A 14,070-nucleotide genomic window follows, 5' to 3' on the forward strand; every position below is an offset into this window, starting at 1 on the left:
GTTTTCATTTCACGCTACGGTGCCGGCGATCAGTTGCCGGTGCCGGTCAGGCCACGCTTTTCCAGCAGCGGTTCGATCTGCGGCTCGTGGCCGGCAAAATCGCGGAACAGCTGCATCGCGTCCACGCTGCCACCCTTGGACAGCAGGGTCGCGCGGAAGTGGTCGCCGTTCTTGCGGCTCAGGCCGCCGTTGTCGCGGAACCACTTCTGGGTGTTGGCGTCCAGCACTTCCGACCAGATGTAGGCGTAGTAGCCGGCCGAGTAGCCGCCCATGATGTGGCTGAAGTACGGGGTCTTGTAGCGCGGCGGAACCGGCGCGTAGTAGATGCCGTCCTTCTCCAGCGCGGCGCGCTCGAAGGCCATCACGTCCTTGGCGGCCGGCACCTGGTCCGGGCCGATCTGGTGCCAGCGCTGGTCGAGCATGGCAGCACCGAGGTACTCGGTGGTGGCAAAGCCCTGGTTGAACTTGGCCGCGGCCAGCACCTTGTCCAGCAGCGCCTGCGGCATCGCCGAACCGTTCTGGTAGTGCTTGGCGTAGTTCTTCAGGATGGCCGGGTTGTCGGCCCACATCTCGTTGACCTGTGAGGGGAACTCGACGAAGTCGCGCGGCACCGCGGTGCCCGAGAAGTACGGGTACTTCACGTTCGAGAACATGCCATGCAGGGCGTGGCCGAACTCGTGGAAGGTGGTGCTCACTTCATCCCAGGTCAGTAGGGTCGGCTGGCCGGCCGGCGGCTTGGGAATGTTCAGGTGGTTGGCCACCACCGGCTTGAAGCCGGTCAGCTTGGACTGCGAGACGTACGAGTTCATCCATGCACCACCGCGCTTGGAGGCGCGTGCGTACGGGTCGAAGATGAAGATCGCCAGCTGGCTGTCGTCAGCATCGAACACGTCATAGACGGTGACGTCAGCGTGGTACACCGGCAGGTCGGTGCGCTGCTTGAAGGTCAGGCCGAATTCCTGGTTGGCGGCGTAGAACACGCCGTTTTCCAGCACGTTCTTCATCTCGAAGTACGGCTTCAGCTGCGACTCGTCGAAGTTGTACTTGGCCTGGCGCACCTTTTCGCTGTAGAACGCCCAGTCCCACGGTTCCAGCTTGAAGGTCGGCTTGCCGGCGGCCTTCTGTTCCTGGTCGATCATCGCCTGCAGGTCGGTGGCTTCGCGCTTGGCATTGGCCACCGCGGCCGGGGCCAGCTTGCCCAGCATCGCGTTGACCGCTTCGGGGGTCTTGGCGGTCTGGTTGGTCAGGTTGTAGGCGGCGAAGTTGGCAAAGCCCATCAGCTTGGCCTTGTCGGCGCGCAGCTGCATGATGCGCGCGACCAGCGCGGTGTTGTCGAACTCACCGCCGCGGCTGCCGCGGGTGGTCGAGGCTTCGTAGATCTTCTGACGCAGGGCGCGGTTGGCCAGGTTGGTCAGCGGCGGCTGGCCGGTGGTGTTGAGCAGGGTGATCACGTACTTGCCGTCCAGGCCACGGGCCTTGGCGGCTTCGGCGGCGGCGGCGATCTGTTCCTTGGACAGGCCGTCCAGTTCCTTGACGTCGTTGACGGTGATCGCTGAGGCGTTCACCTCCGACTGCACGTTCTGGCTGAACTTGGTGCCCAGGTTGGCCAGCTCGGCGTTCATTTCCTTCAACTTGGTCTTGTCGGCCTCGGACAGCTTGGCGCCGGCGCGCACGTAGTTGTCGTAGTACTTCTCGACCAGGCGCACGCCTTCAGCGTCCAGGCCCAGGGTGGTGCGGCTGTCATACAGCGCCTGGATGCGCGCGAACAGCTTGCCGTTCAGCGCGATCGCATCGCTGTGCGCGGCGAACTTTGCCGAGTATTCGGCCTGCAGCTTCTTGCGGGTGTCGTTGGTATCGGCGCCGACCAGGCTGAAGAAGACGGTGGTCGCGCGGTCCAGAGTGTCACCGCTCTTTTCCAGGGCGATGATGGTGTTGTCGAAGGTCGGCTTGGCCTTGGTGTTGGCGATCGCCTCCACTTCCTTCAGCTGCTGCGCCATGCCGGCGTCGAACGCCGGGGCGAAGTCGCTGTCCTTGATCTTGTCGAACTGCGGGAAATGCAGCGGCAGCGGGCTGTCGGCGAAGAACGGATTGGCCTGCTGGGCGTTGGCGGCGGCCGGGGTGGCGGCGCTGGCGGAATAGGCGGGCAGGGCAAGGCCGAGGGTCATGGCCACGGCAAGGGCAAGGCGGGTGGTCAAGGTCGATACTCCGGTAAGGCAAACAAGGGCCCGAGGGTAACCCGGCCCGGCGCGCCTGCACTTGTGTCAAAAGGCATGTTGGCAACGCAGCCCTGCTGCAGAGTCACTCCATGGGTGGCTGCCCGGGTACCATGGAGAACACCGCCCTCCAGGCCCGTTGCCATGACCACCGCCTACGATTTCAGCTTCCGCGACCTCGACGGCCAGCCGCAGGCGCTGGCGCAGTACCAGGGCCGTCCGCTGCTGCTGGTCAACGTGGCCAGCCGCTGTGGTTTCACCCCGCAGTACACCGGGCTGGAACAGCTGTGGCAGGACTACCGTGATCGCGGCCTGGTGGTGATCGGCTTTCCCTGCAACCAGTTCGGCGCGCAGGAACCGGGCGACGCCGCGCAGATCCGCCAGTTCTGTTCGATCGATTACCCGGTCAGCTTCCCGCTGTCGCAGAAGATCGAGGTCAACGGTGAGGGAGCCGACCCGCTGTGGGCGTGGCTGTCGCACGAGAAGCGCGGGTTGCTGGGCATCGCCCGCATCAAGTGGAACTTCAGCAAGTTCCTGCTTGATCGCAAAGGGCAGGTGGTGGACCGCTATGCGCCGACCACCAAGCCGGAGCAGCTGCGCGGCGGCATCGAAGCGCTGCTGTAGCCGCTCTCTGTAGAGCCGAGCCCACGCTCGGCTTGCGCGCGCAGCGTGCGTGCCTGCCATGGTCGGCCGGCAGAGCAGCCGAGCGTGGGCTCGGCTCTACCACAGCCCGGCTTATTTCTCGACGAACGCGCGCTCGAACACGTAGTGGCCGGGCGTACCGATGCGCGGCGAGGTCTGGAAGCCGCGGCTGTCCAGCACGGTGCGCAGGTCGGCCAGCATCTGCGGGCTGCCGCAGATCATCGCGCGGTCGTTTTCCGGGCTCAGCTCCGGCAGGCCGAGGGTGCGCTGCATCTCGCCGCTTTCCATCAGCTGGGTCAGGCGGCCCTGGTTCGGGAACGGTTCGCGGGTCACCGCCGGGTAGTACAGCAGCTTGTCACCGACCATTTCGCCTAGGAACTCATGCTCGCGCAGTTCCTTTTCGAAGTAGTCGCGGTAGGCCAGGTCCTTTTCGTAGCGCACGCCATGGCACAGGATCACCTTGTCGAATCGCTCGTAGGTTTCCGGGTCCTTGATGACCGACAGCCACGGCGCCATGCCGGTGCCGGTACCCAGCAAGTACAGGTTCTTGCCGGGGTGCAGGTCGCTGATCAGCAGGGTGCCGGTGGGCTTCTTGCCGACCAGCACCTTGTCGCCCGGCTTGATGTGCTGCAGGCGCGAGGTCAGCGGGCCGTCCTGCACCTTGATGCTGAAGAACTCCAGGTGCTCTTCCCAGTTGGCGCTGGCGATGGAGTACGCGCGCAGCAGCGGCCGCGCGTCGGTCTCCAGGCCGATCATCACGAACTGGCCGTTCTCGAAGCGGAAACCGCTGTCACGGGTGAGGGTGAAGCTGAAGTAGGCGTCGGTCCAGTGGCGGACCTCAAGCACCGTTTCGGCGCCGAAAGCGGAGGACATGGGCGTATCTATCGGAAGTCGTCGGGACAATTCTATCTCAAATGAGACAGGTTCTCATTAGGCGGAACGAGAGGCGTTCTCAGCGGTAACCTGCCGCCTGCAGTTCGAACAGCTCGGCATAGCGGCCACCCTGTACCATCAGCTCCTGGTGGGTGCCGCTGGCCTCGATCCGGCCATCGGCCAGTACCAGGATGCGGTCTGCCATGCGCACGGATGAGAAGCGGTGGGAAATCAGCACTGCAGTGCGATTATCCGCCAACTCCCTGAACCGCTGGAACACCTCGAACTCGGCGCGGGCATCCAGCGCCGCGGTGGGCTCATCCAGGATCATCACCTGTGCATCGCGCATCCACGCGCGGGCGATCGCGATCTTCTGCCACTGGCCCCCGGACAGGTCCACGCCCTGCTTGAAGCGGCGGCCGATCTGCTGGTCGTAGCCGCCGGGCAGGGCAGCGATCACTTCCTCGGCCATGCCGCGGCGGGCAGCATCGGTGATCCGCGCACGGTCGTCCATCGCTTCCACCTGGCCGACACCGATGTTCTCGCCGGCACTGAGGTTGTAACGCACGAAGTCCTGGAAGATCACGCCGAGGTTGGCGCGCAGGTCGTCCAGGTCGTAGTCGCGCAGGTCGCGGCCATCGAGCAGGATGCGGCCTTCGTCCGGTTCGTACAGGCGTGCCAGCAGCTTGACCAGGGTGGTCTTGCCTGCACCGTTCTCACCGACCAGTGCCAGCACTTCGCCCGCGTGCAGCTGGAAATCGAGGTGACGCACGGCCCACTGCTCGGCATCGGGGTAGCGGAAGCCCACGTCTTCGAACACGAAGCCTTCGCGGATCGGCTGCGGCACGCGCACCGCGTCCTTGCGCGAGTGGATTTCCGGTTCGATCTGGAAGAACGAATACAGGTCGTCCAGGTACAACGCCTGGCTGGCCACCTGCGAGAAGCCGATCAGCAGGCCTTCCAGCAACTGGCGCAGGCGCAGGAAGCTGCCGGCGAGGAAGGTCAGGTCACCGATCGAAAAATCGCCGCGCACCGTGCGCCAGGCGATATAGGCATACGCGGTGTAGTAGCCCAGCGTGCCCAGCGCGGCCAGCAGCGTGCCCCAGAACGCACGCCGCCGGGCGAGCGCGCGGTTGGCCAGGAACAGTGCCGCCGACAAGCTGCGGTAACGGTCGACCAGGAACCGGTGCAGGTTGAAGATCTTTACTTCCTTGGCCGTCTCCACACTGGCACCGAGCTGGCGCAGGTAGTCCAGCTGGCGGCGTTCCGGCGTCCACAGGAAATTGAGGCTGTAACCGGCGGCATTGAAGTGCGATTCGCCGATGAAGGCCGGCACCAGCGCCAGCGCCAGCAGCAGGATCAGCCACGGCGCGTAGACCAGCAGGCCGACGGCCAGGCTGGCGACGGTGATCGCATCCTGCACCTGGCCGAACAGCTGGCTCATCAGGTTCATCCGGCCCATGGTCTGGCGCCGCGCACGGTCCAGCTTGTCCTGCAGGTCCGGGTCCTCAAAGTCCTCCAGGTCCAGGGTCGCCGCATGTTCCATCAGGCGCACGCTGGTGGCGTTGGCGAACAGTTCCGACAACAGCGCATCGGCGTAGCTGACCAGACGGCCGAGCAGGTCCGAGGCGATGGCCAGGCCCAGTTCCAGCGCCAGCAGGCCGAGCAGCGGATTGAGCAGCCCACTGGACAGCGCCTCACCCAGCGGCGGGAAGCCGGCATCGTGCTGGCTGAGATGCAGTGCGGTATCGATGATCAGCTTGCCGACGTACAGCATCGCCACCGGCAGCAGCGCACGGATCAAGCGCAGGCCAAGGCTGGCGATGGTCAGGGCGCGGCTGGTCTGCCACACCTGGCGCAGGAACGGCGGCAGGTTGCGCATCGCCTTGAAGCGTTGACGCAGGCTGGGTTTCTTGGCGCCGGCAGCGCCGGCAATGGGGGAAGCAGGCATGCCGCCATTGTGCGCGCCTGATGCGTGCAGATGGGGTCAGTGCAGCCGTGTGGCAGCGCGGGGTCGGATTCCTTTGCTGCGCAAAGGGCTCTGACCCAACCACATCCACGCGTGGCGTGGATCTACTGTGTCGACCAAGGTCGACAGCTACCGAACAGCCGCAGGAAACTGTCGAAGGCGGGGTGGGGCAGGTCGCAGGGGCGTGAGCCGCATGGGCCCGAGGCATGTCTCGGGCGGGTTGGGCAGGACGCCCAACCCCGGTCTTGCCGTGTGCGCAGGACAGCGCATACGCGCAAGCGGCGACCGAGCTTACATGGACGTACTTGCAGCGTCCCCTGCGACCTGCCCCACCCCGCCATCCCGCAGGAAGCCAGCTTCTGCTGTTGCTGTTGAGGTTGCCGGCCAGCGGCCGGCACTACAGGCGGGTGCCGGGCGCAGCCCGGCCGGCAACCCCCTTACGGCAGCGGCGGCAGCAGCCCGGCGCCCAGCCGGTTCCAGGCATTGATCACCGCAATACCCATGCTCAGGTCGCTGATGCCCTTCTCATCGAAGTGCGGCGCCAACGCATCGAACGTCGCCTGCGACGGCGCACCGTCGGTCAACCGGGTCAGCGCCTCGGCCCAGCCCAGCGCCGCGCGCTCGCGGTCGTCGAAGAAGCGGCTTTCGTGCCAGGCAGGCAGCGTATCCAGCTTGCGCGGTTCGATGCCGCCCTTGCGCAGCGTGGTGGCATGCATATCCATGCAGTAGCCGCAGCCGTTGAGCTGCGAGACGCGCAGGAACACCAGTTCCATCAGGGTCGGATCGATCGAACTGTCATGCACCGCCTTGCTGGTGGCCAGCAGACCCTTGAAGGCTTCGGCTGCGAGGCGGGTGTAAGGAACGCGGGGAGAGGCATGGTTGGACATCTTCAGCTCCACGGCGACCACCATGGCCGCCTTTCGTTACAAGGACGCCGCAGTGTCGGCGCGCGTGACAACCGCAGGCAGCTTTTCCGGATTCAGCACGCTGTAGAGATTGGCGATGCGGCCATCGACCACCTCGATGGTTGTGATCGAGTGCAGGTGGTCACCTTCGAAACGCAGGATCGCCGGCTCGCCGTTGACGTAGCCGAGCTGTGCCGGATGCGCTGCGCCGCGGCGGGCGATCGCCCAGTACAGGCGGCCAATGCGCTCGGCGCCCAGCAGCGGACGCACCGCCGCGGTAACCACGCCACCGCCATCGGAGACCAGCAGCGCATTGGCATGCAGCAGCGCCTGGATCGCTTCGCTGTCACCGCGCTGGGAGGCATCCATGAAGCGCGCCAACAGTTGCCGGTGCTGGCTGGCGTCGGCGTTGAAGCGTGGCCGCCCCGCCTGCAGGCGCTGCCGGGCACGGTGCACCAGCTGCCGGCAGTTGGCCTCGCTGTGGCCGATCAGATCGGCGATTTCGCGGTAGTCATGGTCGAAGGCTTCCTTCAGCAGGAACGCGGCGCGCTCTTCCGGGCCGAGCTGCTCGAGCAGGGTCAGGAAGGCCACCGAGACATCGTCGGCCAGCGCGTGCAGCTGCGCCGGGCCGGGCGCCGGATCAGGTTCGAGGGTGATCGCCAGAGGTTCAGCCAGCCACGGGCCCACGTAGTGCGCGCGTTCGCGCTTGGCCGTGCGCAGCCGGTCCAGGCCCAGGCGGGTGGTGGTGGTCACCAGCCAGGCCTCGGGGTCGACGATGGCCGCCGTATCGGTGCCTGACCAGCGCAGCCAGGCATCCTGGACCACGTCTTCGGCGTCGGTGCGGCTGCCCAGCAGGCGGTAGGCCAGCGCCATCAGGCGCGGGCGGTGGGTATGGAAGGCGGTTTCGGCGTTCATATGGGCAAGGACGCCGGGGCAGGCGCGGGTGTGACAGAGGGCAGGGCTCAGATCTTGCCGGCCGGCGGCCGGCACTGCCACCCCGCGGCCGAGGGAGGGGGTAAAATGGGCGGATTACCCCCGCCAGCCTTCAGCAAGCGAGCAATCCGTGACATCGATCAAGCAGGAAGACCTCATCCAGTCCGTCGCCGACGCGCTGCAGTACATCTCGTACTACCACCCGGTCGACTACATCAAGAACCTTGCCGCCGCCTACGAGCGCGAGGAGTCGCCGGCAGCGAAGGAGGCGATCGCGCAGATCCTGATCAACTCGCGGATGTGCGCCGAAGGCCACCGGCCGATCTGCCAGGACACCGGCATCGTCACTGTGTTCCTGGAAATCGGCATGGACGTGCGCTGGGATGACGCCACCATGGGCGTGGAGGACATGGCCAACGAGGGCATCCGTCGCGCCTACCTGTACCCAGACAACAAGCTGCGCGCTTCGGTGCTGGCCGATCCGGCCGGCAAGCGCATCAACACCAAGGACAACACCCCCGGCGTGGTCAACGTCAAGGTGGTGCCGGGCAACACCGTCGAGGTGATCGTCGCCGCCAAGGGCGGTGGTTCGGAAGCCAAGACCAAGTTCGCCATGCTCAACCCGTCCGACTCGATCGTCGACTGGGTGCTGAAAACCGTGCCGACCATGGGCGCAGGCTGGTGCCCGCCGGGCATGCTCGGCATCGGCATCGGTGGCACCGCCGAGAAGGCGATGCTGCTGGCCAAGGAAGCGCTGATGGAGCCGATCGATATCACCGAGCTGCAGGCCCGCGGTGCGTCCAACCGCATCGAAGAGCTGCGCCTGGAGCTGTACGAGAAGGTCAACGCGCTGGGCATCGGTGCGCAGGGCCTGGGTGGTTTGACCACGGTGCTCGACATCAAGATCAATGACTACCCGACCCACGCGGCCAACCTGCCGGTGGCGTTGATTCCGAACTGCGCCGCCACCCGCCACGCGCACTTCACGCTGGACGGCAGTGGCCCGGTGATGCTGGACCCGCCGTCGCTGGAAGACTGGCCGAAGCTGACCTATGACGCCTCCAAGGGCACCCGCGTGGACCTGGACACGATCACCCCGGAAGACGTGGCCAACTGGAAGCCGGGCCAGACCCTGCTGCTCAACGGCAAGCTGCTGACCGGCCGCGACGCCGCGCACAAGCGCATGGTCGACATGCTCAACAAGGGCGAGCAGCTGCCGGTCGATCTCAAGGGTCGCTTCATCTACTACGTCGGTCCGGTCGATCCGGTGCGCGACGAAGTGGTGGGCCCGGCCGGTCCGACCACCGCCACCCGCATGGACAAGTTCACCGAACAGGTGCTGAGCGAAACCGGCCTGCTGGGCATGGTCGGTAAGGCCGAGCGCGGCCCGGCCGCGATCGAAGCGATCAAGAAGCACAAGTCGGCCTACCTGATGGCCGTCGGTGGTTCGGCCTACCTGGTGTCCAAGGCGATCAAGGCGGCCAAGGTCGTCGGCTTCGCCGACCTGGGCATGGAAGCGATCTACGAGTTCACCGTGGAAGACATGCCGGTGACCGTGGCCGTCGATTCCACCGGCGAGTCGGTGCACAAGACCGGCCCGCGCGAATGGCAGGCCCGCATCGGCAAGATTCCTGTCGTGGTGGAGTGATCGGCGCGGCGACATCCACGCCTGTCCGATTGCAGAACGGCGCCCTGGTGGCGCCGTTTTTCGTTTAACGCATGCGCATGCGCTGCTTTGCTAGGGTGTGCGCGTTGCCACGGAAGGGAAGCTGCTTGTGCGTCAAGGAACAAGTGCAGTTCTTGTTGTAGTTGCCACCCTGTTGCTGGCGGGCTGCGCGCCGCAGTACTACGTGGAGCAACCCACCAGCGAGGCAGGCCGCGTGTGTGCGGCAGGGTGCGCACAGCGGCATCTGCAATGTGCGGGTCAGGCGCGCTCGATGGCCGAAACGGCGCAGCAGGGCTGTCAGGCGGACAAAGCACGTGTCATCGACAAGTGCAGCGATATCGCTGACGAAAAGATGCGGCATCGTTGCGAGGGCGCACGTGGCGCCGGCGCGTACTGCGCCGTTGCAGCCGATACGCGCGCCTGTGATGCGACCCGGGCCCAGTGTGTGCTCGATTGCGGCGGATCGGTGAGCGAAACCCGTTCTTCCGGCAGTCTTCCGGTCTATTGAACAAGGAGTGTCCTGTGAACCTGTTGCGCAGCCTTTGCTTTGTCGGCCTGCTGGTTCTTGCCGGATGCAGTACATCGTCTTTGTCGTATGACGGTGGGGGCGGCTTCAGCGCCGGTGCCCAGTGCCAGATGCAATGCCAGGCCAGCTATCGCAGCTGCATGGCCGAGGACCAGGGGATCGGCAGCCGCCAGTCCAGTTGCGAGCAGCAGGTGGCACCAACGCCGGACAAGCGCTGCAAGGACATCGAGCATCCGGAACTGCGACGTTCCTGCGAATTGAAAGCGCACGACTGCACGCTGCGGGCGCCGATGATGGGCTGCGGCGAGCGTCGTGATACCTGCATGAGCAGCTGCGGCTGACCACGCCGGTGACAGCGCGCATAATCAGCCGTTCCCCGCACAGGACCGGTCATATGCGCACCACCTTGTATGGTTCCACCAGCACCGCCTCGCTGGTGGTGCACTGGCTGCTGATCGAGCTGGGTATCGAGCACGAACTGGTGCTGCTCGATTTCGACACGCGCGAGCACAAGTCGGCCGACTACCTGGCCCTGAATCCGGCCGGCAAGGTGCCGACCCTGCTGATCGACGGCCAGGTGCTGACCGAGGCGGCCGCGATCGCGCTGTATCTGGCAGACCGTCATCCGCAGGCGGGGTTGTTGCCTGCCGTCGGCACGCCGGCACGCGGCGAGGCCTATCGTTGGATGTTCTGGTGTGCCAACACCGTGCAGCCGGCGTACCGCGCCTGGTTCTACGCGCACGAAGCGGCGGGTGGCGAGTGCATGGAGGCCGTGCGTGCGATGGCGCGGCAGCAACTGGAAGCGGCGTGGCAGCACGTTGCCACGCACCTGCAGGACGGCGGCCCCTACCTGCTCGGCGATGCGCCGAGCGTGGTCGATTTCATGCTGGTGATGTTGATGCGCTGGTCACGCAACATGCCCACGCCCAGCGACCACTGGCCGGTGTTGAAGGCGTATGCGGACCGCCTGAAGGCGCGCCCGGCGTTCGCCGAGGTCTATCGCCGCGAAGGCATCACCGACTGGCGGTAAATCGTTCTGTAGAGCCGAGCCATGCTCGGCTGCATTTAGCACGCGGATCGCAGCCGAGCATGGCTCGGCTCTACCAAAGCGGGGCGGGTTACAGGATCTCCAGCACCGTTTCCGGGGGCCGGCACAGGCGGGTGCCCTTGGTGGTGCGTACTACCGGGCGGTTGATCAGCCGTGGGTGGGTGGCCATCGCGGCCAGCAGGGCGTCGTCGTCGCTTCCCTGCAGGCCCAGTGCGGCGAACTCGGGTTCCTTGCTGCGCACCAGTTCGGTCGCTGTCAGGCCGGATTCGGCCAGCACCTGGCGCAGCGTGGCCACGTCGGGTGGGTTGCCCAGATACTCGATCACCACCGGTTCGACACCCGCGTCGCGGATCAGTTTGAGCGCCCCGCGCGAGTTGCTGCACGCGGGGTTATGCCAGATGGTCACCTCCATCAGAACCATTCCAGCAGCGACACGCCCACGCCGACATAGGTCGCCTTGTGGTTGTAGTCGATCAGGCTTTCGCCATAGCCGTCGAAGATCTGCACATGGCCGCGCAGCAGGTTGCTGATCGGGAAGCCGTAGTCCAGCTGCAGGGCGCCGTGCGAGCGGTCACCGGTACGCAACGAGTGACGCGCCATCAACGAGACCTCGTGACCCTTGTGGTTCCAGGTCAGGGTCGCGTCGCCGCGGCCCATGTAGTCCTCGATGTCCGGGTTGTTGTCGTCGCTGCGGGTCTCGGGAATGCGGTACCAGGGACGCAGCACCAGTGCCCAGTTCTCGCGGTCCAGGCCGACATTCAGGATCACCCGGTTCCAGCTGCGCGACAGCGGATCGGCACGGCCGTTGGACTGGTGGTTGAGGCTGATGCCGGTCATCCGCCCACGCCAGCCACCGATCGAGTAGCCGTTGCGGAACACCATCATCACTTCCGGCTCGTAGTTGGTCTCGCGGAACGGGCGCGAGTCCTCGCCGTTGTAGGCCTGCCAGCGCGAACTCTGGGTGTAGCCGGCCCAGATGTCGCCGTTGTCGCCGAACAGGTTCTCGGCGATCTTGGTCTTGAAGCTGATCTGGAATTTCAGCTCGGCACTGTCCAGCACCTGCGGGGTGGTCACGCTGTTGGCCGGGTTCGGCGAGTGCGGCATGGTGTTGCGATCGCTGGTCCAGAAGGCCGGCAGCAGGTACACGGGCTTGTACGCACGCAGCTGGAACGGGCCCAGCTTGGAGTCCTCGGCCAGTTCCCAGCGGCTGTCCAGCAGCGAACCACGGCCGGCGTTGGCAAGTGCGCTGTCCGGCGCTTCGGAACGGAACAGATCGCTGACACGTTCGCGCAGTTTTTCTTCGCCCTGGCTTACCCGCGTGGTGTCGCGCTGCTCGCGGCGCGCCTGGGCGGCGGCTTCGGCGGCCGCATCAGCTTCGGCGGTGGCCTGCGGCGTGCGCCCGAACTGGCGGTCGTAGCAGGCCAGACGTGCCGCATCGGTGGTGATGGCTGCGCAGGCGGCCGGCGAGGCCTCGGCACTGGGCGCGAATTCCTGCGCTGCCACTGGCGCGCTGGCCAGGGCCAACGCCAGCGGTGCAAGGCGGGGGAACAACGGAGAGAGGGTCATTGCAGCAGGCCCTTCGGAATGAATGCGGAAAGAGGGACAGTGTGGCGGTTGCATCCGGTAACGGCCAGCCCCACGGGTTTATGCCCGGCGTGTGCGTGCGCGCTGCGTGAAGGCCGCCTGCCTCACAGGAACCAGGCGAAGGCGAACAGGCCCAGCATCGCGATCACCAGCGCCAGCTTCAGCGCCAGACCCAGCAGGATGCCGAGCCACGTGGCCAGCCCGACCTTGGTCGAGCGGCCGAGCTCGCGGGTATGCCAGTACTCGCCCAGCAGGGCGCCGAGCAGGGGTCCGGCGAACAGGCCGATCGGCATGAAGAACAGACCAACGATGCTGCCGATGAACGTGCCCCAGAGCGCTTTGCGGCTGGCGCCCACGCGCTTGGCGCCAACCACGGTCGCCAGCACGTCGACCAGCAGCGACAGCGCAGTCAGTACGCCGAGGATCAGCAGGGTCGGCCAGCCGACATGGACGAAGCCGTCTGCCCACGCAGCAAGTACCAATCCGACGAAGACCAGCGGGATGCCCGGCAGGGCCGGCAGGACGATGCCTGCGATGCCGATCAGGACAAAAATGACCGCTAGCAGATACAAGATGAATGAGAGGTCCATGCTGTCCAGTATGGTTGTGTTTTTGGGGTTGACAGTGAAAGGTTTTTGCCAGTTGCTTTTTCGTTTTGGTCGGGTTAAGTTGCAGTCGCTGAGCTTGGCAAGGTCACCGTGGATCGTGGCCTGATGAAGCAAGATCGTTCCGATCCGCTGCATCGATGCACCTCGCTTCCCCCTTGCTTGTCAGCCGCCCAACAGGCGTATCCAACAACAAGTAGAGAGTCAAAGGGAGTTAGTGAGATGGCTGATCGCGAGAACGGTACCGTGAAGTGGTTCAATGATGCCAAGGGCTTCGGCTTCATCAGCCGGCAGAATGGCGAGGACGTGTTCGTGCACTTCCGTGCCATCGAGACCCAGGGCTTCAAGAGCCTCAAGGAAGGCCAGGCTGTGAGCTTTGAAGTCGTGCAGGGCCAGAAGGGCCTGCAGGCCGACAAGGTCCAGCCGGCGTAATTCCTGCCGCTTGCCGGCATGAAAAAGGCCCGCGCAAGCGGGCCTTTTTTTGTTGCTCCGGTTCTGTTCGGCCGGGGCCCGCTTCGGTTCAGCGCAGGATGACCTTGCCGTTGACCACGCGGACATAGGTGTTTTCGCGGATGCCGCCGAGGTCGCGCTGGTTGACCACGATGGTGCGGCCGTCATCCATGCGCACGCTGATGTCATACGTATCGCTGGTGACGTTCTTCTGGATCTGATTGCCCGCCAGTGCACCACCCACGGCGCCGGCGGCGGCGGCGATGTTCTTGTTGCCGCGGCTGCCGCCGGTGTGGTCGGAGATCTCATGGCCGGCAACCGCGCCGACGATGCCGCCGAGGATCGCGCCGGTGGCGGAAGGCGCGGTACGGCCAGACTGCACGGCATTGATGCGGGTGACGATGCCGCAGTCGGCGCAACGGCCCTGGTTGTAACCGGAGTTGTTGCCGTAGCCGCCGTTGTTGTAGCCGCTGTTGTTGTAACCACCACCGCCATAGCCCGGCGAGGTGGCACAGCCGGCCAGGGCGAGGGTTGCGATGACACTGGCGGCGATGAGCTGGATCTTCATGGGGCGTCTCCTGGCCGTGAAGGCGGGTGCGTTGGGTGGTACTGCGTCATGCAGCAGGGTGAGCGAATCCTCCTCTTTTCAACGTGAA

At 65.5% G+C, this 14,070-nt stretch carries 15 protein-coding genes; 6 read left to right on the forward strand and 9 right to left on the reverse strand.

The genetic code is table 11. The features are described from left to right. Positions 1-29: 29 nt before the first annotated feature. On the reverse strand, positions 30-2,195 hold the full coding sequence (locus AC27VL_RS06270; protein ID WP_488765848.1) for a M3 family metallopeptidase: 2,166 nt from the start codon (positions 2,193-2,195) through the stop codon (positions 30-32). Between the two features lie 162 nt (positions 2,196-2,357). Between AC27VL_RS06270 and AC27VL_RS06275 the strand changes: the two genes are divergently transcribed. Next, the gene (locus tag AC27VL_RS06275) at positions 2,358-2,837 is read left to right on the forward strand and encodes a glutathione peroxidase (protein WP_488765849.1); all 480 of its coding nucleotides are present in this window, start codon (positions 2,358-2,360) and stop codon (positions 2,835-2,837) included. Positions 2,838-2,948: 111 nt separating this feature from the next. Here AC27VL_RS06275 and AC27VL_RS06280 read toward each other — a convergent pair whose 3' ends face one another. From AC27VL_RS06280 to AC27VL_RS06295, 4 genes are all read right to left on the reverse strand, one after another. Further along, entirely contained in the window at positions 2,949-3,728 is a 780-nt protein-coding gene (locus tag AC27VL_RS06280; protein ID WP_100552998.1) for a ferredoxin--NADP reductase, read from the reverse strand. 79 nt (positions 3,729-3,807) lie between these two features. Further along, positions 3,808-5,679: an ABC transporter ATP-binding protein gene (locus tag AC27VL_RS06285; protein WP_488765850.1), complete on the reverse strand. Its 1,872-nt coding sequence runs from the start codon at positions 5,677-5,679 to the stop codon at positions 3,808-3,810. Between the two features lie 455 nt (positions 5,680-6,134). After that, a complete protein-coding gene (locus AC27VL_RS06290; protein WP_100554153.1) occupies positions 6,135-6,584 on the reverse strand; it encodes a carboxymuconolactone decarboxylase family protein in 450 nt (149 codons plus the stop codon). A 36-nt stretch (positions 6,585-6,620) separates the two neighbouring features. After that, positions 6,621-7,517, reverse strand: a complete 897-nt coding sequence (locus AC27VL_RS06295; RefSeq protein ID WP_488765851.1) for an RNA polymerase sigma-70 factor — start codon at positions 7,515-7,517, stop codon at positions 6,621-6,623. A gap of 148 nt (positions 7,518-7,665) precedes the next feature. Here AC27VL_RS06295 and AC27VL_RS06300 point away from each other — a divergent pair, with 148 nt between their 5' ends. From AC27VL_RS06300 to AC27VL_RS06315, 4 genes are all read left to right on the forward strand, one after another. After that, the gene (locus AC27VL_RS06300; protein ID WP_100552995.1) at positions 7,666-9,183 is read left to right on the forward strand and encodes a fumarate hydratase; all 1,518 of its coding nucleotides are present in this window, start codon (positions 7,666-7,668) and stop codon (positions 9,181-9,183) included. Between the two features lie 289 nt (positions 9,184-9,472). Further along, a complete protein-coding gene (locus AC27VL_RS06305) occupies positions 9,473-9,709 on the forward strand; it encodes a hypothetical protein (protein WP_488765852.1) in 237 nt (78 codons plus the stop codon). A 14-nt stretch (positions 9,710-9,723) separates the two neighbouring features. After that, entirely contained in the window at positions 9,724-10,068 is a 345-nt protein-coding gene (locus AC27VL_RS06310) for a hypothetical protein (protein ID WP_100552994.1), read from the forward strand. 53 nt (positions 10,069-10,121) lie between these two features. Then, positions 10,122-10,757, forward strand: coding sequence for a glutathione S-transferase family protein (locus tag AC27VL_RS06315; protein WP_488765853.1), 636 nt, complete (start codon positions 10,122-10,124; stop codon positions 10,755-10,757). An 88-nt stretch (positions 10,758-10,845) separates the two neighbouring features. On the opposite strand, the gene arsC is transcribed toward AC27VL_RS06315, so the two are convergent. The 3 genes from arsC to AC27VL_RS06330 form a co-directional block, all read right to left on the reverse strand. Then, positions 10,846-11,187, reverse strand: coding sequence for an arsenate reductase (glutaredoxin) (arsC, locus tag AC27VL_RS06320; protein ID WP_488765854.1), 342 nt, complete (start codon positions 11,185-11,187; stop codon positions 10,846-10,848). Next, positions 11,187-12,341, reverse strand: coding sequence for a phospholipase A (locus AC27VL_RS06325; RefSeq protein ID WP_032951931.1), 1,155 nt, complete (start codon positions 12,339-12,341; stop codon positions 11,187-11,189). Before AC27VL_RS06325 ends, arsC begins: the two co-directional genes overlap by 1 nt. A gap of 122 nt (positions 12,342-12,463) precedes the next feature. After that, positions 12,464-12,949 carry a DUF456 domain-containing protein gene (locus tag AC27VL_RS06330; RefSeq protein ID WP_099821145.1) on the reverse strand — a complete coding sequence of 162 codons (486 nt, stop codon included), beginning with the start codon at positions 12,947-12,949 and terminating at the stop codon, positions 12,464-12,466. 237 nt (positions 12,950-13,186) lie between these two features. On the opposite strand from AC27VL_RS06330, the gene AC27VL_RS06335 reads away from it, so the two are divergent. Beyond that, positions 13,187-13,396, forward strand: a complete 210-nt coding sequence (locus AC27VL_RS06335) for a cold-shock protein (protein WP_025876765.1) — start codon at positions 13,187-13,189, stop codon at positions 13,394-13,396. An 88-nt stretch (positions 13,397-13,484) separates the two neighbouring features. Here AC27VL_RS06335 and AC27VL_RS06340 read toward each other — a convergent pair whose 3' ends face one another. Continuing rightward, positions 13,485-13,982, reverse strand: coding sequence for a glycine zipper 2TM domain-containing protein (locus AC27VL_RS06340; RefSeq protein ID WP_099821144.1), 498 nt, complete (start codon positions 13,980-13,982; stop codon positions 13,485-13,487). Positions 13,983-14,070: the final 88 nt, after the last annotated feature.

Source organism: Stenotrophomonas sp. 14P6.2.3, assembly GCF_057799055.1.

Excerpts from the sequence above, each read along its gene's own strand:
- AC27VL_RS06275 (WP_488765849.1), top strand. The coding sequence starts at position 2,358 with ATGACCACCGCCTACGATTTCAGCTTCCGCGACCTCGACGGCCAGCCG.
- AC27VL_RS06280 (WP_100552998.1), bottom strand. The coding sequence starts at position 3,728 with ATGTCCTCCGCTTTCGGCGCCGAAACGGTGCTTGAGGTCCGCCACTGG.
- AC27VL_RS06285 (WP_488765850.1), bottom strand. The coding sequence starts at position 5,679 with ATGCCTGCTTCCCCCATTGCCGGCGCTGCCGGCGCCAAGAAACCCAGC.
- AC27VL_RS06290 (WP_100554153.1), bottom strand. The coding sequence starts at position 6,584 with ATGTCCAACCATGCCTCTCCCCGCGTTCCTTACACCCGCCTCGCAGCC.
- AC27VL_RS06295 (WP_488765851.1), bottom strand. The coding sequence starts at position 7,517 with ATGAACGCCGAAACCGCCTTCCATACCCACCGCCCGCGCCTGATGGCG.
- AC27VL_RS06305 (WP_488765852.1), top strand. The coding sequence starts at position 9,473 with ATGGCCGAAACGGCGCAGCAGGGCTGTCAGGCGGACAAAGCACGTGTC.
- AC27VL_RS06315 (WP_488765853.1), top strand. The coding sequence starts at position 10,122 with ATGCGCACCACCTTGTATGGTTCCACCAGCACCGCCTCGCTGGTGGTG.
- arsC (WP_488765854.1), bottom strand. The coding sequence starts at position 11,187 with ATGGAGGTGACCATCTGGCATAACCCCGCGTGCAGCAACTCGCGCGGG.
- AC27VL_RS06325 (WP_032951931.1), bottom strand. The coding sequence starts at position 12,341 with ATGACCCTCTCTCCGTTGTTCCCCCGCCTTGCACCGCTGGCGTTGGCC.
- AC27VL_RS06330 (WP_099821145.1), bottom strand. The coding sequence starts at position 12,949 with ATGGACCTCTCATTCATCTTGTATCTGCTAGCGGTCATTTTTGTCCTG.
- AC27VL_RS06335 (WP_025876765.1), top strand. The coding sequence starts at position 13,187 with ATGGCTGATCGCGAGAACGGTACCGTGAAGTGGTTCAATGATGCCAAG.
- AC27VL_RS06340 (WP_099821144.1), bottom strand. The coding sequence starts at position 13,982 with ATGAAGATCCAGCTCATCGCCGCCAGTGTCATCGCAACCCTCGCCCTG.